15 protein-coding genes are annotated in these 18,399 nt (G+C 66.2%); 10 read left to right on the top strand and 5 right to left on the bottom strand.

The window, feature by feature from the left end:
• The first annotated feature begins 132 nt into the window (after window positions 1-132).
• The 7 genes from M1P90_RS21600 (at window position 133) to M1P90_RS21570 (ending at window position 10,801) form a co-directional block, all read left to right on the top strand.
• Window positions 133-1,533: a peptidase MA family metallohydrolase gene (locus M1P90_RS21600; protein ID WP_483697433.1), complete on the top strand. Its 1,401-nt coding sequence runs from the start codon at window positions 133-135 to the stop codon at window positions 1,531-1,533.
• A 372-nt stretch (window positions 1,534-1,905) separates the two neighbouring features.
• Window positions 1,906-3,315, top strand: a complete 1,410-nt coding sequence (locus M1P90_RS21595) for a hypothetical protein (RefSeq protein WP_483697431.1) — start codon at window positions 1,906-1,908, stop codon at window positions 3,313-3,315.
• Entirely contained in the window at window positions 3,287-4,210 is a 924-nt protein-coding gene (locus tag M1P90_RS21590; protein WP_483697430.1) for a DUF58 domain-containing protein, read from the top strand. Before M1P90_RS21595 ends, M1P90_RS21590 begins: the two co-directional genes overlap by 29 nt.
• Window positions 4,207-6,021, top strand: a complete 1,815-nt coding sequence (locus tag M1P90_RS21585; RefSeq protein WP_483697428.1) for a vWA domain-containing protein — start codon at window positions 4,207-4,209, stop codon at window positions 6,019-6,021. The genes M1P90_RS21590 and M1P90_RS21585 overlap by 4 nt, the downstream gene beginning before the upstream one ends.
• Window positions 6,018-8,531, top strand: a complete 2,514-nt coding sequence (locus M1P90_RS21580; RefSeq protein ID WP_483697427.1) for a VWA domain-containing protein — start codon at window positions 6,018-6,020, stop codon at window positions 8,529-8,531. The genes M1P90_RS21585 and M1P90_RS21580 overlap by 4 nt, the downstream gene beginning before the upstream one ends.
• A 366-nt stretch (window positions 8,532-8,897) precedes the next feature.
• Complete coding sequence (locus M1P90_RS21575) at window positions 8,898-9,515, top strand: Uma2 family endonuclease (protein ID WP_483697425.1); 618 nt, start codon at window positions 8,898-8,900, stop codon at window positions 9,513-9,515.
• Between the two features lie 155 nt (window positions 9,516-9,670).
• The gene (locus tag M1P90_RS21570; protein ID WP_483697423.1) at window positions 9,671-10,801 is read left to right on the top strand and encodes an FAD-dependent monooxygenase; all 1,131 of its coding nucleotides are present in this window, start codon (window positions 9,671-9,673) and stop codon (window positions 10,799-10,801) included.
• Window positions 10,802-10,996: 195 nt separating this feature from the next.
• On the opposite strand, the gene M1P90_RS21565 is transcribed toward M1P90_RS21570, so the two are convergent.
• Window positions 10,997-11,311, bottom strand: a complete 315-nt coding sequence (locus M1P90_RS21565; protein WP_483697421.1) for a hypothetical protein — start codon at window positions 11,309-11,311, stop codon at window positions 10,997-10,999.
• Between the two features lie 178 nt (window positions 11,312-11,489).
• Here M1P90_RS21565 and M1P90_RS21560 point away from each other — a divergent pair, with 178 nt between their 5' ends.
• Window positions 11,490-12,401: an MBL fold metallo-hydrolase gene (locus M1P90_RS21560; protein WP_483697420.1), complete on the top strand. Its 912-nt coding sequence runs from the start codon at window positions 11,490-11,492 to the stop codon at window positions 12,399-12,401.
• 160 nt (window positions 12,402-12,561) lie between these two features.
• On the opposite strand, the gene M1P90_RS21555 is transcribed toward M1P90_RS21560, so the two are convergent.
• From M1P90_RS21555 to M1P90_RS21545, 3 genes are all read right to left on the bottom strand, one after another.
• Window positions 12,562-13,164 (bottom strand): PRC-barrel domain-containing protein, encoded by a 603-nt coding sequence (locus M1P90_RS21555; RefSeq protein WP_483697418.1) that lies wholly within the window; start codon window positions 13,162-13,164, stop codon window positions 12,562-12,564.
• 173 nt (window positions 13,165-13,337) lie between these two features.
• A complete protein-coding gene (locus M1P90_RS21550) occupies window positions 13,338-13,850 on the bottom strand; it encodes an HNH endonuclease (RefSeq protein ID WP_483697417.1) in 513 nt (170 codons plus the stop codon).
• Window positions 13,851-14,826: 976 nt separating this feature from the next.
• Window positions 14,827-15,840: an IS110 family RNA-guided transposase gene (locus M1P90_RS21545; protein ID WP_483697004.1), complete on the bottom strand. Its 1,014-nt coding sequence runs from the start codon at window positions 15,838-15,840 to the stop codon at window positions 14,827-14,829.
• Window positions 15,841-16,234: 394 nt separating this feature from the next.
• Here M1P90_RS21545 and M1P90_RS21540 point away from each other — a divergent pair, with 394 nt between their 5' ends.
• On the top strand, window positions 16,235-16,615 hold the full coding sequence (locus tag M1P90_RS21540; protein ID WP_483697416.1) for a RidA family protein: 381 nt from the start codon (window positions 16,235-16,237) through the stop codon (window positions 16,613-16,615).
• A gap of 125 nt (window positions 16,616-16,740) precedes the next feature.
• Here M1P90_RS21540 and M1P90_RS21535 read toward each other — a convergent pair whose 3' ends face one another.
• Window positions 16,741-17,118: a (2Fe-2S) ferredoxin domain-containing protein gene (locus tag M1P90_RS21535; protein ID WP_483697415.1), complete on the bottom strand. Its 378-nt coding sequence runs from the start codon at window positions 17,116-17,118 to the stop codon at window positions 16,741-16,743.
• Window positions 17,119-17,264: 146 nt separating this feature from the next.
• Between M1P90_RS21535 and M1P90_RS21530 the strand changes: the two genes are divergently transcribed.
• On the top strand, window positions 17,265-18,335 hold the full coding sequence (locus M1P90_RS21530) for an isocitrate/isopropylmalate family dehydrogenase (RefSeq protein WP_483697413.1): 1,071 nt from the start codon (window positions 17,265-17,267) through the stop codon (window positions 18,333-18,335).
• Window positions 18,336-18,399 lie beyond the last annotated feature (64 nt).

The following is an 18,399-nucleotide window of genomic DNA, read 5'->3' as shown; positions in this document are numbered from 1 at the left end:
CGTGTCGGCCCCACCCCTCTCATAATACTCTCAGCCAGCCCACCCCAGAAACCGGGCAGAATATGGTAGACTGACAGCCAGCCATCCTGCCCTGTTGCGCCTTTCGCGGCGCCCGCTCCAACTCCGGAGGAAATGCTGTTGAAGCGGTTCCTGTGCCTCGCCATTGCGCTGCTAGCGTTGCTTCTGCTCGCCCCTGCTGGCGCGCACGCCCAACCATCCGACTGGCGCGAGCGCCGTACCGAGCGTTTCGCCATTCTGTATGTCGATGGCGACGCCGCGACGGCCGAGCTGTACGCCGGCTTTGTCGACTCAATCTACGACGAAATATCGGCGGTGTTCGGGCACCAAACGGCGGTGCCGGTCACTCTGCGCCTCTACCCCACGCTGGAGCGCTACCAGCAGATCAACCCGCTGGCGCGCAGCCTGACGGGCGTGGTGGCGCACGCCGACTTCCAGCTTCACGAAGTCGTCGTCATTCTCTCGCAAACGGCGCGGCAAACCCCCGAAGAAGTGCAAAACAACGTGCGCCACGAGCTGACGCACATCGTCATTGCCGAGCTGTCGGGCAACCGCCTGAACGTGGGCTTTCAGGAAGGCATCGCGCAGTATGTCGAGCGGCCCGCGCCCGAGCTGGAACAGCGCATTCGCCTGCTCCAGCGCGCCTACGACCAGCAGATCCTGATGCCCTGGAGCGACCTCGACGACCGCGACACGGTGTATGGCGCGCCCGAGGTTGGCTACCCCGAAAGCATGTCGGTGGTGGGCTTTCTGGTAGAAAAATATTCCTTCGCCAAATTGCGCGAATTCCTGACGATTGCCGCGCGCAGCAGTGGCTACCGCTCGGCGCTGGAGCGCACCTATGGCGTCGCGCCCGACGAGCTTGAGCGCCAGTGGCGCGACTGGCTGCCAAGCTACCTGGCGGGTGGCTACAAGCGCAACGCGCTTTCGGCCTACGACCTGAGCGGCGCCGAGGCGCTGATTGCGCAGGGCCGCTACGCCGACGCGCAAACCGAGCTGCAAACCGCCCTGGAGTGGCTGCGCGCAACCGACCAGCGCGATGTCGAGCAGGAAGCCGAGGCATTGTTGGCGCGCAGCCAGCAGGGCTTAGATGCCGATGGGCTCGCCCGCGATGCCCGCGCCGCCCTCGGCGCTGCCGACTACCCGCGCGCCACCGACCTTGTCGCGCAGGCACGCGCCGCCTACGCCGCGCTGGGCGACACGCGCCAGGAGGCGGTACTGGCCGCCTATGCCGCGCGCGCCGAGCAGGGGCAAACGGCGGCAGGGACTCTTGCCCAGGCGCAGGCGCTGGCGCAGGCGCTGCGCTACCCGCAGGCGCGTGCCGCCGCCGATCAGGCAGCAGCCGTCTACCTTGCCATTGGCGACCGCGCGCGCGCCGACGAGGCGCTGGCCCTGCGCGCCTTTCTCGACCAGCGGCAAACCTGGGTGGGCGCGGCGCTGCTTCTGTTTGGCCTGCTCGGTGTGGCTGGCAGCACCGTGCGGCGCTTTGTCGTGCGCGAGGCCGAGGCGTGGTAGATGCTTTAAAAGGGCTGAAATTTAACCACAGAGACACAGAGGACGCAGAGAATATCTTGATAAAGCAGGCAGCGAGGGAATTTGGAGGGCTAAATGTTGAGTTAGGCTGTCGCCGACCAACTTTTAACCTTTTAACCTTCAAACCTGCAACATTCAAACGTGCAACCTATCAACTCTTCGCGCCCTTTGCGCTCTTTGCGGTGAATAATCTGCTCGTCGGTCATCCACCGTCGCTCGCCCAATCGTAAATCGTCAATCGTAAATCACTCGTCGGTCGCCGTAAATTTGCACACAGACGTATGCGATACGTCGCGGCGATACCTTGCAACCTGCAAACCTGTAACCTGATAACTCGCAACCTGTAACCGAACTATGCGACAGCACCTGTTCCACACACTGAATCAGCTTGCCACCGACCGCTGGGCGCGGCGCGGCGTGCGTGTGCTGCTGCGCGCGGCCTGGCTCAGCGTGTGCATCTGGTGCATTGGCCTGGGCGCGAGCATGGTCTGGGGCTGGCCGCTGCGCGTGAACATCCTGGGCGCGGCTGCGCTGGCTGTGGTTGGCGGTGGCGTGGCCCTGCTGCTGCGCCCGCGCCTGCGCGCCTCGCAGGCCGCCCGCCGGCTTGATCGGCGCTTCCATCTCGATGAGCAGCTTGCCACCGCCGCCGAAGTCGCCGCCAGCAACCCGCCACCCGGCAGCGTCGCGGCGCGGCTTGTGGCCGAAGCCGAACAAACGGCCGCGCTGCTCCAGCGGCGGATTGCGCGCCGCCAAAGCCCGCCGTGGAACGACATGCTGACGCTGGGCCTGCTTGTGGTCGTCGCGCTTGGGCTGTGGATCATGTCGGGTGTAGGATTGCCGCAGTTCAACACCGCCCCGCTGCCGCTGCCGCCGCTGGCCCAGCCGCAAGACCCGGCGCAGCAGCTTCCCGAGGAAGCGCAGCAACCCGACCCGAACCAGCCGGGCGAAGGCGGCCAGCCCGGCGGCAGCGAGCCCGCGCCCAACCAGGCCGGTGGCGCAGCCGACCCGCAGACCTTGCAGGCGCTCGCCGACGCGCTGCGCGACCAGGGTGCAACCCGCCCCGCCGCCGAGGCACTCGACCGTGGTGATGTGCGCGGCGCGGCCAGCCAGCTGCGCGAGCTCGCCGATCAGGCCAGCCAGCTTTCCGAGGCCACGCGCAACGCCCTGGCCGACAACCTGCGCGCCGCCGCCGACGACATTCGCCAGCGCAACCCCGGCCTTGCCGACCAGCTTGAGCAAAGTGCGGATGGCCTGGAGCGCGGCGGCCAGCGCGCCGCCGAGGCGCTCGACGAGCTTGCCCAGGCGATTGAAGACCTGCCCACCACGCCACCGCCAGCCGGCGGCGATCAGGGACAGGGCGAACAGGGGCAGAACGGCCAGGGAAGCCAGAATGGGCAGGGCGCGCAGGAAGGCCCCGGTGCCGGCCAGAACGGCAGCCAGGGCGAGCAGCCCGCGCCCGACGGCTCTGGAAACTCGCCTGGGCAGGGCGGCGGCGGCGCGGGCGATGGCCCCGGCGGCGAACAGCGCCCCGCCGACACCTCCGACCGCTTGGGCGTCGAAGGGCAGCCCGTGCCGCTCGATTCGGCCGGCCAGGGCGATATTCCGGCGCAGCCGAGTGGCCCGCTCCAGCCCGGGCAGGGCCAGCAACGCCCCGGATTCACTCAGGGCGGAAACACCAGCAACCAGCGCGTGGATGTCGGGGCCGACCCGCTGCGCGTGCCAATGGATGAGCGCGATGTGGTTCAAGAATATTTTCAGCCGTAAGGGTGCTGCCGCCGAGCCGCCCTTGTTCGACGAGGCCTTTCTGCGCCGGCTCGAACGCCTGAGCCTGCAAGCCCAGCAAACGCTGCGCGGCCGGCCCTCGGGCGGCGAGCACCTGAGCCGCAACCAGCTGCCCGCCACGATTTTCAGCGACCACCGGCCCTACAGCCACGGCGACGACTATCGCTATATCGACTGGAACGCCTACGCGCACCAGGAAGAATATTTTGTGCGGTTGGGCGAAATCGAGCAAAGCGTGAATATTCACATGCTGCTCGACGCCTCGCGCTCGATGGACTGGGGCGCGCCGCCGAAGATGCGCGTGGCCCGCCAGCTTGCCGCCTCGATCGGTTACCTTGCGCTGGCGCACCACGACCGGCTGCGGCTGGTGCCGTTCGGCAGCGCGCCGGGGGCAGCGTTTGGCCCGGCGCAGGGCAAGGCGCGTGCGCTTGAGATGCTGCGCTTCATCGAGGCTGTGCCGCCCGACCAGCCAACCGGCCTGGCGCAATCGCTCGGGGCATATGCGCGCCAGCACCCGCACGGTGGCCTGCTGGTCGTCTGCTCCGACTTGCTCGCGCCCGACAACCTCGACGCCGCGCTGGCCGCGCTGCCCACGCCGCGCTGGCAGGTGCTGATGCTGCACCTGCTCGACCCGCGCGAGCTTGCGCCCGACCTGAGCGGCCCGATTGAGCTGGAAGACGCCGAAACCGGCCAGCGCCTGCCGCTCACGCTCGATGCTGCGACGCTGGCCGCCTACCGTCAGCAGGTACACGGCTGGCAGGAACGGGTGGCGGCAGCCTGTGCGCGGCGCGGCGCAACCTACGCCCAGGTGCTTACCAGCTGGCCGCTTGAGCGCCAGGTGGTGCCCTACCTGCGCGCGCGACGGATCATGCAATGACCTTTCTTCTGCCAATTGGCCTGCTGGCGCTGCTGGCGCTGCCAGTGATTATTGTGCTGCACCTGCTGCGCGAGCGGCGGCGGCGCGTGGTCGTGCCGAGCCTGCTGCTCTGGCAAAACGTGCCGCGCCGCCAGTCGGCTCAGCGCGTGCGCCGCCTGCCGCTGACGCTGCTGCTGCTGCTGCAACTGCTGGCCGCGGCGCTGATCGCGCTGGCGCTTGGCCGCCCGCAGATCGCGCGAATCCTTGGCGGGTCGCGCCAGCTCGCGATTGTGCTCGACACCTCGACCAGCATGGCCGCGCGCGATGGCGGCAGCACGCGCTTTGCCCAGGCGCAGGAACAGGCGCGCGCGGCGCTGCGCAGCCTGGGCACTGGCGACCGGGCTGTGCTTGTGGCGGCTGGCCCCGCAGCGCGCGTGCTTGCGCTTGGCACTGGCGCCGATCTTCCCACATTTTTGGCCGCGCTCGATGCGCAGCAGCCGGGCGGCACTGGCACCGACCTTGCCGGCGCGCTGACGCTGGCCGAGGCGGCGTTTGAAGGAACGGCCCGGCGCGAGATTGTGGTGCTGACCGACAACGGCCCGGTCAGTGCGGCGCAGCTGCCCGCCAGCGTCCCGGCCGACCTGGACTGGCGGCAGATTGGCGCGGCGCAGCCGAACCGCGCAATTGTGGCGCTGGCCGCGCGGCGCTGGGGCGCGAACCAGCAGGTGTATGCGCGCGTGGCCAACTACGCGCCCGAGCCGTTCAGCGGCAGCGTGACGCTCGCGGCCGACGGGCAGGCGCTTGGCGCGCGCGCCGTAACTATTGCCGCGAATGGCGAAACCGAGCTGACGTGGACGCTGCCCGCTGGCGCGGCGAACCTGCGCGTCGCGCTCGACGGCGGCGACGCCCTGCCGCAGGACGACGCGGCGAGCGTGAACCTCGCTCACGCGCGCCCGCTCGCCATCCAGCTTGTTTCCGCCGCGCCCGAGACATTGCGCCGCGCGCTGGCCGCTGTGCCGGGCGCAAGCGTGACCGTCACCGCGCCTGAGGCGTACCAGCCGGCCACCGCTGCGCTCACTGTGTTCGACGATTTTCTGCCGGCTGCGTGGCCCGACGGCCCGGCGCTGGTGGTCAACCCGCCTGCCGACAGCGCGCTGCTGCCAGTGCGCGGTGGGGCAGTGCCGGCGGGAAGCGATGCGCTGATGGCGCGCGGCGCGGTGCTCGATGGCCTGAGCCTGGCCGGGGTGGATTTTGGCCCGCTGCGCGTGCTTGACACGCAGGGCTTTGCGACGCTGCTGGCGAAGGGCGAAACGCCGCTGATTGTGCGCGGGCGCAGCGGCGCGCACGAATTGGCGATCTGGGCCTTCGACCCGAGCGCGGGCAACCTCGCCACGCGCCTGGCCTTTCCGCTGCTGGTGGCGCGCACCGTGCGCGACCTGACGCCGCCGCCGCTGCCGGCGAGCCTGCTGGCCGGCGCGCCGCTTGCCCTGCGCCCCGACGCGCGCGCCACCGAGCTGCGCGTGGCCGGGCCGGGCGGCGCTGCCGCAACGCTTGCCGCCGCGCCGCAGCTCACGCTCGATCAGCTTACGCAGCCGGGCGAATATGCGATTGAGGAGCGCAGCGCGACGGGCACGCTGTTTCGCGGCACGCTGCCGGTCAACGCCGGCGCGGCGGTCGAATCCGACCTGCGGCCGCAACCCGCGCCGGCAATTGTTTCTGCCGCGCCAAATAGCGGTGTGGAAACCGAATCCCGTGCGGACGACATCTGGCCGTGGTTTGCGCTCGGCGCGCTGGCCCTGCTGATGCTGGAATGGGGATACATTCACCGATGATCGTGCGGCAACCGCTGTTTCTGCTTCTGCTCTTGCTGCTGCCGGTGCTGGCACTCGTGTGGCGCTGGCGCGGCGCGCGCGTGGGCGCGGCAGTGCTGGCGCTGCGCCTCGTGATCGCAGGGCTGCTGGTGCTGGCCCTGGCGAACCCGGTGCTGGGCCAGCCCGCGCCAGCGCCCGGCGCGCTGGCAATTCTGCTCGATCAGTCGGACAGCCTGGGCGACGCGGGCAAGGCTGCGTTGCGCACACAGGCCGAGGCGCTGGCGCGCGCGCACGGTGCCGATGCGCACATGCTGCCATTTGGCGCGGCCCCACAGGCCGACCCGGCCGCCCCGCTGCGCACCGACGGCACCGACATTGCGGCGGCGCTGGCGGCGGCGCGCGGCCTGCTGAATGGCGGCGGGCGCGTGGTGCTGCTGTCGGATGGCGCGCAAACACGCGGCGATGCGTTAGGTGCTGCCCGCGCGCTGGGCGTGCCGGTTGACACCCTGGCCTACGCGCCCGCCGCCCCGCCCGAGCTGTGGGTCGCGTCGGTGGAGGCACCCACGACCCTGCGCGTTGGCGAGGATTTCAGCATCACCGTCGTGGTGGGCAGCAGCGGCGCGGCTTCCGCGCAGCTCGAACTGTTTGAGGGCGAGCGCCAGCTTGCCACGCAGAATGTGTCGCTGGAGCCGGGCGCGAACCGCTTCACCTACCAGGATCGCGCCGAAACAGCCGGCGTGGCGCGGTTCCGCGCGCTTGTCAACGGCCAGCCCGACACCTTCGCCCAGAACAACAGCGGCGCGGCCACCGCGCTAATTGCCCCGCAGCCGCGCGTGCTGCTGCTCGAAAGCCAGGCCGGCAGCGGTGGCGACCAGCTCAGCCGCGCCTTGCGCAACGCGGGCGTGCTGGCCGAAGTGCTCCCGGCCGGCGATTTGCCCGCCCAGCTTTCGGCGCTCGACCCATTCGAGGGCATTGTGCTGCTGGATGTGCCGGCCGGCGACTTCACGCTCGACCAGATGGCGACTTTGCGCGAGTTTGTGCGCAGCGAGGGGCGTGGCCTGGTGGTGGCCGGCGGGCGCGCCAGCTTCACACTGGGCGCGTACAAAGACACGCCGCTGGAAGAAGCGCTGCCCGTGAGCATGGACCCGCCGCCGCGCCCTGAGCGCCCGCCCGTCACCCTGCTGCTGATCGTCGATCACTCGCTCAGCATGGGCACGTCGAGCGGCGTCTCGAAGCTCGATATGGCCAAAGAATCGGCGCTGCTCGCAACCGACTCGCTGCGGCAGGACGACCGCATTGGCGTGCTGGCCTTTGACGACACGCAAATGTGGGCGGTTGAGTTTCAGGTGCTTGGCACCGGCCTGAGCCTGGGGCAGATTCAGGAGCAGATCGGCGCAATTCAGCTTGGTGGCGGCACCGACATCTGCGCCGCGCTCGATCGCGGGCTGAGCGCATTGGAACAGCAGCCCGGCAGCGTGCGCCACGCCGTGATCATGACCGACGGGCAATCATTCCGCAACGACCGCTGCGGCCCCTACCAGTCGCTGATCGATCGCGCCCGCGCCGCCGACATCACGCTCTCGTCCATCGCCATTGGCGACGACGCCGACACCAACCTGCTGCAAAATCTGGCGCGCTGGGGCGCGGGCCGCTACCACTTCGCCGCGCAGCCAGGCGACATCCCGCGCCTGACGCTGATCGAAAGCCAGATCGCCAGCGCCGAGCCGCAGATCGAAGGTGAGTTTCGCGCGCAGCTTCAGGCGCCGCATCCGCTGCTGCGCGATTTCACACCCAGCCAGATTCCGCGACTGGAAGGCTATGTTGGCACGACGATCAAGCCCGGCGCGGAGCTGGTGCTGAAATCGCCCGAGAACGACCCGGTGCTGGCCGCATGGCAATACGGCCTGGGCCGCGCTGTGGCCTGGACGCCCAGCGCCAACGCGCCCTGGGCGGCAGACTGGCCGGGCTGGCCCGACTATGGTCGCTTCTGGGCGCAGCTCGTGCGTTACACCCTGCCCGAGCCCGACACCGGCCCGCTGCAGGTGCGCGCCACGCCTCATGGCGACGTCGTCACGCTCGCCGTCGATGCGCTGGCTCCCAGCGGCGAGCCGATCGATCTGGCCGACACTGCCGCTACCATCACCCTGCCCGACGGCAGCACGCGCCGCATTGCGCTGCGCCAAACCGCGCCGGGGCATTATGTGGAAGAGCTGACGCTGCCGGGCGAGGGGCCATATGCGATTGCAGTGACGCAGCAGAAAGATGGCACAACGCGCACGGCCGCCACGGGCTATGTGCAGGCACCGCCGGCTGAGTACACACCCACGCAGGGCGGCGCGGCGCTGCTGGCGCAGATCAGTGCTGCGACGGGGGGAAATGTGCTGAATGGGCCGGGAGGTGTGCCCGCTGCGGGAACGCCAGCCAGCGCGCCCGCGCCGCGCGAGCTGTGGCCCTGGCTGCTTGCTGCCGCCGCCATCCTCTGGCCGCTGGAAATCGCCATGCGGCGCGGCTGGCTGCGCTTCGGGCGCTAGCGAACAAGGTGCTAAATGCCTGAGCCACAGAGCGCACAGAGAGCACGGAGAAAAAGATCAATCTCAGTGTCCTCTGTGCGCTCTGTGGCCCAGTACGCCAGTACGCGGGTGTGACGGAAAGTTCTGCACAATGATCGTCTTGCGCACCGCCCGGCCGTAAACGACCGGGCTTCGAAGCGACGCCCGCTGAAGCGGGCTTGCCATATGCCTCGTTCAAGCCCGCTTCAGCGGGCGTCGCTCGGTAGCGCGGCGGCTTCAGCCCCGCGCCGCAGAAAGATCCGTCACACCCCCAGTACGCACCCGGTTTGCATCCAGCCCCGCCGATGGGCTATACTGCACCGAAGCACTTGCAATCAGGAGGCGCGAATGACCGTTGCAATCGACGCCCCGACCATGCACCTCAAGCTCGCGGGCGACAACACCTTGATCGACCTGAGCGTCCTCCAGGGGCTCTGGAGCGATGCCCAGTATCTGCGTCTCACCGGCCAGACCAACCGCCTGCTGGAGTTTACGGATGGTGTGATTGAGGTGTTGCCAATGCCCACTCGTTCTCATCAGGCAATTTCTCGCTGGCTTTTTTTGGCCTTGTTGGCGTTTGTTCAGGGTGTTGGCGGCACTGTCTTTTATGCGCCGCTCCGCGTTCAGGTGCGTCCTGGCAAATTCCGCGAACCTGACCTGTTAGTGCTACGCGACGAAAATGATCCACGCAGCCAAGAGGCATTCTGGCTCGGCGCCGATCTGGTGGTCGAAATCGTTAGCCCCGACGACCCCGAGCGCGATACGGTCGAGAAAGTGGCCGATTACGCCGAGGCCGGCATTCCCGAGTACTGGATCGTCAACCCGCTCGACGAGACGATCACCGTGCTGCGGCTCGACGGCGCGCAATACCTTACGCACGGCGTGTTTGGGCGCGGCGCGCAGGCGCAATCGGCGCTGCTGGCCGGCTTCGACGTGCTGGTCGACGCTGTTCTCGACGCGCGCTAGATTCCTCACGCGCGAAACCTCAAATTTCCCCCAAACGTCCTCACCAGTAGAAAGCACGAGCAGGCCTTTGCAAAGCCGAAATATCATGCTCGGCGCTGCGTATCGCTATTCTTCACGAACGCTGCGGGTTCGTTTTTCTTTTGGAAAGTATGCATATGAATGCATTGATTATTGGCGGCGGGATTGGCGGGCTCACTGCCGCGATTGCGCTGCGCCGCGCCGGCATCGACGCCACGGTGTACGAGCGCACGCCCGAACTGCGCGAGGTCGGCGCGGGCATTACGCTGTGGGCAAACGCAATTGCTGCGCTGGCGCAGCTCGATCTGGCCGAGCCGATCATGGCACTGGGCATGCCCGAGCTGCAGGGCAGCATCCGCGCAGCAAACGGCGAGGTGCTGACGCGCCTGGACAACAGCGAGCTGCGCGGGCAGTTTGGCGCGCCCAGCATCGCCATTCACCGCGCCGACCTGCACAGCAAGCTGCTGAGCGCGCTGGGCGAACAGCACGTGGTGCTTGGGCGGCAGATCACGCGCTTCGAGCAGGACGGCGCGGGCGTGACGGCCTCGTTTGCCGATGGCAGCCAGGCGCGCGGCGATGTGCTCATAGGCGCGGATGGCCTGCACTCGCTTGTGCGCGCGCAGCTCCATGGCGCGCAGCCGCCCGTGTACGCCGGCTACACGGCCTGGCGCGCGGTTGTGCCGTTCGACCATGCGCGGCTGACGCCGGGCGAAACCTGGGGGCGTGGCGTGCGCTTTGGGCAGGTGGGACTGGCGAATGGCCTGGCTTACTGGTTTGCTACGCAGAACGTGCCCGCCGGCCAGCGCAAGCCCGGCGCAGAAAAGGCCGAGCTGCTGCGCAACCTGCGCGGCTGGCACGCGCCCGTCGAGGAACTGGTGCGCGCTGCCGATGAGTCACAGATCCTGCGCAACGACATTTTCGACCGGCCAGCGCTTGCGCAGTGGGGCGCGGGCCGCGTGACGCTGCTGGGCGATTCTGCCCACCCCATGACGCCCAACCTCGGCCAGGGCGCGTGCCAGGCGATTGAAGACGCAGTGGTACTAATGAAGTCGCTCCGCGCCGCCAGCGACCTGCCCGCCGCCCTGCGCCACTACGAAGCCCAGCGGATTGCGCGCACCCGCTGGCTGGCGGCCCAGTCGCGGCGTGTAGGCGAGGTGGGCCAGTGGCAGAACCCACTCGCCGTTGGGCTGCGCGCGCTGGCCGCGAAATACGTGCTCCCGGCCATGCAATCGCGCCAGCTGCGCCAGATTGTCGCCTACCAGGTCTAGCAATCCAAGCGAACAATAGCTGAGCCACACAGTACACAGAGACCACTGAGTAGGGATCCCAAACTCGGTGTTCTCTGTGTTCTCTGTGGCTCATTATTTCTGCACTTCGCTATAGTGCGTAGTGCGTAGCTTTATGCTGTGTTTGGCGTAACAAAGCCAAAATCATCGCCCGGTTGCGGAGCAGGCGAGAAGCGATTAACGCCGCCTGGCGTTCAGGGCGCGCAGTTCCTGAGTGGCCCACTCGCTGTCGGGGTCGATCACCAGCGCGCGGTGCAGGCAGTAGCGCCGCTCGACCACGCCGGTCATCTGCTCGGCGCAGGCCAGCCAGTCGGCCGCGATGTTTGAGTCGGCGGCCAGCGCGTGTTCGAAGCGTTGCGCTGCAGCAAGCGGGCTGAGTGTTGCGCGGGCCGCCTGCGCCGCCGGGCGGGCGAACAGTGCGCGGGCCGCCTGCGCCCAGCGTGCGAACCACGGTGTTGCCGCCCGACCCTGTGCCATCTCTGCCATGCTCATCGCTGTCTCCTTGCCGGTAGCGCCTCGTTCAGTGGCCATAGCATAGCAGCCCGGGCGCGCCCGCGCATCGTGAGAACTACGGTATTTGCGCGCGAAGCTGGCTACGTACTTTGACGTACCTGCCTGTGGTAAGATGAGCTGGAGCCTGGGCGCACGCCCGCAAACGAAAGCGACTGCTATGAACACGCTTCCGCCCGATATTTCGCTCATTGACGACATGCACCTCGGCCGCCCGCATGTGATCGCCACCTACCTGCTCCATGGCGACGCGCCCGCAATCGTCGATCCCGGCCCGGCCAGCACGCTCGACACGCTTGAGGCCGGCCTGGCCGTCGCTGGCGTGCCATTTGCCGAGCTGCACGCGATAGTGCTGACGCACATTCACCTCGACCACGCGGGCGCAACCGGCGAGCTGCTGCGGCGCTTCCCGCACCTGAAGGTCTATGTGCACCAGCGCGGCGCGCCACACCTGTCCGAGCCCGCCAGGCTCCTGCGCAGCGCCGAGCGGCTGTATGGCGATGCAATGGGCACGCTGTGGGGGCCGGTGCTGTCGGTGCCTGCCGGAAGCATCACCACCTTCGGCGGCGGCGAAACGCTCCAGCTTGGCACGCGCGCCCTGCGCGTATTCGACGCGCCCGGCCACGCCTCGCACCACCTCGTCTACTTCGAGGAGGCGACTGGCACGGTATTTATGGGCGACACCGGCGGCGCGTGCCTGCCCGAGCGGCGCGTGCCGCGCCCGGCCACGCCCCCGCCCGACATCGACGTCGAGGCGTGGCTGCGCACGCTCGCCACCGTCGGGTCGCTCGCGCCGCGCCTGCTGCTGCTCACCCATTTCGGCCCAACCTACGCGCCCGCCGCCTACCTGGACGATTACGCCACGGCATTGCAGCGTTGGGCGGATGTGGTGCACGATGGCCTGCACAGCGGCGCAAGCGAGGCCGAGCAGCAAGCGCAGCTCAGCGCGCTGGCGCGAAGCGAAATTGGCGACCCGCCCGCCGACATGACCGCGCTGTTCGAGCAGGCCAGCTCATCCGAGCAAAGCTGGCAGGGCCTGGCGCGCTACTGGCGCAAGCGCGAAGGGCTGTAGTTTTTTGGGAAAAGAGAAGTGATCGGCACGCGATGCGCTGGTGCTGCATGCCCCGCTGGTTGGTAAGGGTTATTCAGGCAAAAAGGCTTCTTTGCAAACAAAAGCGGCGAGGCTTTTCCTGATCCTCAAGGAATAGCCTCGCCACACTCAACATTCAACACTACGCCTTATCGCTCGGCAGCTCGAGTGGCCTGGGCGCGCTCGGCACATGCGTTTCCGGGGCAGGCGTTTCCGTCGCTGGCGCGCTCGCCACAGGCGTGCCCATGTCGGTATACTCGCGCAGCGACATCAGCTCGGTGATCGTCGTGATAATCGCGTCTTTCCCGACGGTTTGCACCTGCTCGATTGGCAGGAAGCGCGTGCCCATCAGGTTTGCCAGCAGCCCCTGCTTCACTGTAAAGCCCAGGATCGCGCCATCCGTATCGGCCATCATGTCGCTCACGGTGCCAATTTTCTCGCCAGTGGCGCTGATCACCGCCGCGCCCGTGATCTGAAACGACTGCTTGCGCAGCCCGGCCACTTCGGCATTCTCCTTCACCGTCCCCAGCGGCGACGCGCCATCGACCACAATCACATCGCCCAGGCTCACAATCGCCGACCAGGGAATGACCTGCTCGGCGCTAAACAAGCCGCCTGTGCCGGTAATCAGCGCCACAATGCTGCGCGTATCGCCGCTCAGCACCACGTCGCGCACGGGCGCAATCCGCTCGCCACTCGCCTGGTTGATCGCCATTTTCCCCAACAGTTCGTTCACACGATACATCGCTTTTCCTCCGCTTCACTGCGTCTGCAACCTGCCAGCGTCTGTCTTCTGGCTCTGGGGGAAGGAAAACGCAAGTTTCGCGCCAGCGCTGCGGGGAAAACAAAAAAGGCGAACACCAGAGGCGCGATTTTGCCTCGGCCGTTCACCTTCTGAGGATCAACTATTGCGCGTGTTTAGTCGATGCTATAGGCGTATTTCCGCCACACATCGTGGCGCTCAAGCTCGCCAAGCAGCGCGAACGCGACATACTGCGGCTGGCGCGGCTTGCTCATCAGCAGCATGTTGGCTTCTTCGGGCGTGCGGCCGCCTTTGCGGTGGTTGCACTCGCGGCAGGCCGTCACCACATTATCCCAGGTGGTCAGGCCGCCACGCGAGCGCGGCATCACATGGTCGACGGTGAGCTGCGTGCGGCCGGGCATAATCCCGCAGTACTGGCAGGTTTCGCGGTCGCGCGTCAGCACGCCACGGCGCGAGCAGGGCAGCCGCAGGCGGCGGGGAATTCGGATATAGCGCACCAGGCGGATAACCACCGGAACATCGAGGGAGAAACCCTGCGCGCGCAAGCGCTGAGCGGCCGCTTCGACAAGCTCGGCTTTCTCCTGAAGGAGCAGCACAACTGCCCGCCGGGTCGAAACGATCTGAAGCGGCTCGTAGCTCGCGTTGAGGACGAGAACACGTTGCCCCAAGACAGAACCCCCTTTCCAAAGCCGCACGATTCGCACGCACGCACTCTAGAACGGGGGACCGCCCCGAATTAGAGCGCTCTGCCTATGATATCTGCAGCGCTGGCAACCAGCACCGCGCGAGCGCGCCGGGCTCGGTGTAAATGGTTTCGGCACACATTCACCTGGCCGGGGGGAATACGCCGGGGGCTGCGCGCGGCCATATTCTTGGCGGCGCAGGCGGCAAATATTGAGGTGGCCAGGTGGTTCATCATACTTTTACGATTATGTTGTGCCGAACGCTATTTAGTGCTAGTGATCCATCTGATCTAGCACGTATAGAATACACGATCCGCGCCATGTCTGTCAAATATTTTCTGGCTTGCCCAGGTGGCGCGCTGAGCTTTTGAATGGCTCTTTCCAGGCCCGGCAAGTGCAGTACTGGCTCTTTGCTTTGCGTGGCAAATTTTTTGTATGGGCGGGGTTTCTAAACTATACAGTTTGCTTGCTCAAGCCGCAGGGCATATTTCAAGCCAGTGCCAGCTTTATCGCCGTTTGCTCAGGCCGCAGGGCCGCCGGGGCTCGCGCCGCCCCACCCACTTCGTGGGTACCCGCCCGGCGTCGAGGCTTTTGCCCCGAACCCCAAATTTGATGTGGCCGGCTTGTTGAGGTTAATTTGTCATGCCTCCGTTGTGCCGAAAGCTGGCATCTGCCAGTAGAGCCATCCGCATACAAAAGTTCTAATTATTTCCACCGTCGCCGCAAGGCATGACAACGAGCGTTTTGAGTGATACCGGCGCTCTTTGCCGGAGATACGGTATTGATTGTCAAGTGGGAATATGTGATGCTCTTCCAGTTTGCCTGCGGCGGCCTGCACCGACCTGCCCACAACAAGCTTTCCCACCGACCAATCGCTGCGCGCACCTTCACCGCTGTGCCACTGGATTGTGGACAGCTCCGCGCAGGCGTTGCCTTTTGCGTCTTGCCTCACCTGGTCGGCTTACCCGCTGTGCTCTCTGTAGTGCGGGTCAAACTCCTGTCCTTTTGTCACCACCGCATACGCCAAATACAACAACTTGCGCGCACACGCACAGCGCGCCACTTTCGTCGGCTTGCCCGCTGCTCGCAGTCGCTCATACTGTGCGCGTATCACTGGATTGTAGCGTGCCGCACTCAACGTCGCCATATACAATGCCGTCCGCAAGCGTGCGTTTCCAGCGTGCCCAATCTGGCGTCGTCCGCGCACACTCGTGCCCGACTCGTGCGCCAGCGGCACCAGCCCGGCATACGCGGCTGCGGCTTCCGCCGAAGCGCAGGCGGTAAAGTTCACTGTGCTGACCAGCAACCAGGCGCTTGTGACCAGTCCCACACCGCTGATGCTCGCGAGCAAGCCTGCCGTCTCAGCCCAGGCGCCTTCTTGCAACACCGTCGCAATCTCTCGCTCCAGGCTCTGCAGCTGGCGGTCGCATTCGGCCACCACCTTATCCAAAGCCGTCAGTGCGGCCTCGATGGTGACTGGCCACTGCTCAAGCGCGTGGCGCTGGTTGCGTGCCTGCTGACGCATCGTCAGCAAACCATCGCGCACCAGCAAGCGCTGGCGCAGCTCGTGGTAGACCTGCTCGGGCGGGCTCCAGCGTGGCGGCTGTCGCTCGGCGGCAAACTGGGCCAGCATCTGCGCGTCCAGGGCATCCGTTTTGGCGCGACGCGGCAGCGAGCGCAAGAAGTTATGTGCGTGCGCCGGATTGACGACACTCACAGCATAGCCGGCTTGGTGAAGGGTGACGGCGAGCGTAATCCAGTAACTCCCGGTGGCTTCGAGCACGATCAGCGTCTGGGCAGCCTCCACGCCAGTACGGGCGAGGGCTGCCTGAAAGGCTGTAAAGCCGTCAGGGGATTGGCTGAAAGTCTGAGCGCGTCCACGAGCCGGGCCACTCAGGGTCCAGGCGGAGGCGAAGGAAGTTGCGGCAATGTCGACGCCGACAAACAGGCGATAGGAAGGCGCAGACACGAGCATAGTCCACCTCACAGCACAAATGGATACCAAGCTCCAGGGCAACACCCATCGTTCCTCGTGATACGTGGTCAGAGCCACACGATACGGTACTGACTCAGGTTGCCCGCAGTGGTGGGGGCTAATCTCCGTCACGCGGTCACTGCCGCTAGGGGTCTGGCAGCCACACCACCACCGTGGAACATCACTAGTATACGAGGGGTCTGAGGAGCCGGCTCGGTTCCCTAGCGGGGCGGGTACCCACAGAGTGGGTGGGGCAGAGCGCCCTGCAAAAGATTTATAACACATCAAATGGGGCACGGGGGCGAAGCGCCTCGAAAAACACATACACAATAGGGTTGCCCATGATCGAGTAGAATACGCCGCAGTGCAGAATCAGCTAGCTGGAGGTAAAACCATGCCACGCAATATTGTCGCAACGGCCAGCGCCCCGCAGGCAATCGGCCCGTATTCGCAGGCAACCACCCTTGACAATCTGGTATTCTGCTCGGGCCAGATCCCGCTCACCCTTGAGGGCAATGTCGTCGAGGGCGACGTGGCCGCGCAGACGCGCCAGGTGCTCACGAACTTGCAGGGGCTGCTTGAGGCGGCCGGCAGCTCACTGGGCAATGTGCTGAAGACAACCGTGTTTCTGGCCGACATGAACGATTTCGCCGCCATGAACGCTGTATATGCCGAGTTCTTCACGGGCGAGCCGCCGGCCCGCTCGACGGTGCAGGTTGCGCGCCTGCCACGCGATGTGCGCGTTGAGATCGAGGCGATTGCGGTGCGCGGCTAAGCCACGAAAAATGCACGACGCACTACGCACTTGATTCCCGAGTGCGTAGTGCGTAGTGACATATGGCCAGGGCAACGATAAACAGGAAATCGGCGTAATCGGCGTAATCTGTGGATTATTTTCGCCTACGCTTCCGCCGGCAGCGGGTTGCGCGCAAACACAAATTCCTCCACCACCTTCCCGCCAATCAGGTGCTCCTGAATGATCCGCTCCAGCACGGCTGGCGTGCACGAGTGGTACCACACGCCCTCGGGGTACACCACCGCAATCGGCCCACCCACGCACACGCGCAGGCAGTTGACTTTGCTGCGGTAGACACCGCCGCGCACCATCGAGAGCCGCAGGTCTTTCAGGCGCTTCTTCAGGTAATTCCACGACTCAATGCTCGCTTCCCTGGGCGAACATTTTGGTTCGGTCTGGTCGGCGCACAGCAGAATATGGCGAACATAGCTGCCAACGAAATATTCGTCGGCCTTGGCCTGGAGTTCTTCTTGCAGGGTCATGCTCATTCCTTGACAGGCAGGCGTCTGGCGTGCCTGCATTATACTCCCGAACGGCACGCCGCCCGCACTTCGAGTATACTTTGTGCGCGGAAACTTGCCTGTTCGCGCGCCGACGCTCTCGCGGCGCACAAGCCATAGGAGGAACAATGAGCCACACAATTGTCGTGCTGGAAGGCGATGAAACCGGCCAGGAACTGCTTGAGGAAGCCTTACGCGTGCTCGATCCCAGCGTCACCGGCGTGGAGGTCGCATTTCAGCGCTTTGATCTGGGGCTGGAAAACCGCCGCGCCACGCGCAACCAGGTGGTGCAGGATGCCGCCGACGCGATGCTGCAATCCGGCCTGGGCCTCAAGGCCGCGACGATCACGCCCGAAACCAAGGGCGACGTTGGCAGCCCGAACGCGATCTTGCGCGAGCGCGTGGATGGCACGGTGATCGTACGCACTGGCCGGCGCATCCCGGGTGTGCGCCCCGTGGGCGGCGTGTACGCGCCAATCTCGGTGATTCGCATGGCCGTGGGCGACGCCTATGGCGCGAAGGAGTGGCGCGAAGGCGAAGGGCTGGACGAAGTGGCCTATCGCACCGAGCGCATCACGCGCCGGCACTGCCGCGCCGTTTCGGAATATGCCTTTCGCCACGCCGAGAAGATGCACGCCAAGGTCTTTGGCGGGCCGAAGTACACCGTCAGCCCGGTGTACGAGGGCATGCTGAAAGAAGAGATGGATGCCGCCGCCGCGCGCTACCCCGCGATCAAGTACGACCCGCAGCTGATCGACGCGACCTACGCGCTGCTGCTCGCCAACATGGGCGATGCGATGGTCATCCCCACGCTCAACCGCGACGGCGACTGCATGAGCGACCTTGTGCTGCAAATGTTTGGCTCGATCGCCGGCTCGGAGTCGCTGCTGATCGGGTTCGACGACCAGTGGAACACGCGGGTGGTGATGGCGGAAGCGCCGCACGGCACCGCGCCGCGTCTGTTCGGCAAGAACGTCGCCAACCCCATGGCGATGATCCTGGCGGGCGGCTCGCTGCTTTCATATATCGGCGGGAATGCCACGCTGGCGGCGCGCGCGATTTCGGAGGCGGTGTTCGAAGCGGTGTACGACGGCATGCGCACGGCCGACCTGATGGGCCACGCCAGCACCACCGATTTCACGGACGAAGTGATCAAGCGCGTGCGCACCAAGCTGGCCGTGTGGCCGACGCTTGCGTAGGCTCATTTATGATTGACGATTTTGGATTTACGATTGGCTGCACATTCGGCGTAATCGTAAATCC

The organism is Kouleothrix sp. 19917 (assembly GCF_057073505.1).
Note: the sequence above shows the minus strand (reverse complement) of the source record. Positions and strands in the feature narration are given on the sequence as shown.

What these genes read in the sequence shown, in the direction of transcription:
- M1P90_RS21600 (WP_483697433.1), top strand. Translation starts at nt 133, where the DNA reads ATGCTGTTGAAGCGGTTCCTGTGCCTCGCCATTGCGCTGCTAGCGTTG.
- M1P90_RS21595 (WP_483697431.1), top strand. Translation starts at nt 1,906, where the DNA reads ATGCGACAGCACCTGTTCCACACACTGAATCAGCTTGCCACCGACCGC.
- M1P90_RS21590 (WP_483697430.1), top strand. Translation starts at nt 3,287, where the DNA reads ATGTGGTTCAAGAATATTTTCAGCCGTAAGGGTGCTGCCGCCGAGCCG.
- M1P90_RS21585 (WP_483697428.1), top strand. Translation starts at nt 4,207, where the DNA reads ATGACCTTTCTTCTGCCAATTGGCCTGCTGGCGCTGCTGGCGCTGCCA.
- M1P90_RS21580 (WP_483697427.1), top strand. Translation starts at nt 6,018, where the DNA reads ATGATCGTGCGGCAACCGCTGTTTCTGCTTCTGCTCTTGCTGCTGCCG.
- M1P90_RS21575 (WP_483697425.1), top strand. Translation starts at nt 8,898, where the DNA reads ATGACCGTTGCAATCGACGCCCCGACCATGCACCTCAAGCTCGCGGGC.
- M1P90_RS21570 (WP_483697423.1), top strand. Translation starts at nt 9,671, where the DNA reads ATGAATGCATTGATTATTGGCGGCGGGATTGGCGGGCTCACTGCCGCG.
- M1P90_RS21565 (WP_483697421.1), bottom strand. Translation starts at nt 11,311, where the DNA reads ATGAGCATGGCAGAGATGGCACAGGGTCGGGCGGCAACACCGTGGTTC.
- M1P90_RS21560 (WP_483697420.1), top strand. Translation starts at nt 11,490, where the DNA reads ATGAACACGCTTCCGCCCGATATTTCGCTCATTGACGACATGCACCTC.
- M1P90_RS21555 (WP_483697418.1), bottom strand. Translation starts at nt 13,164, where the DNA reads ATGTATCGTGTGAACGAACTGTTGGGGAAAATGGCGATCAACCAGGCG.
- M1P90_RS21545 (WP_483697004.1), bottom strand. Translation starts at nt 15,840, where the DNA reads ATGCTCGTGTCTGCGCCTTCCTATCGCCTGTTTGTCGGCGTCGACATT.
- M1P90_RS21540 (WP_483697416.1), top strand. Translation starts at nt 16,235, where the DNA reads ATGCCACGCAATATTGTCGCAACGGCCAGCGCCCCGCAGGCAATCGGC.
- M1P90_RS21535 (WP_483697415.1), bottom strand. Translation starts at nt 17,118, where the DNA reads ATGACCCTGCAAGAAGAACTCCAGGCCAAGGCCGACGAATATTTCGTT.
- M1P90_RS21530 (WP_483697413.1), top strand. Translation starts at nt 17,265, where the DNA reads ATGAGCCACACAATTGTCGTGCTGGAAGGCGATGAAACCGGCCAGGAA.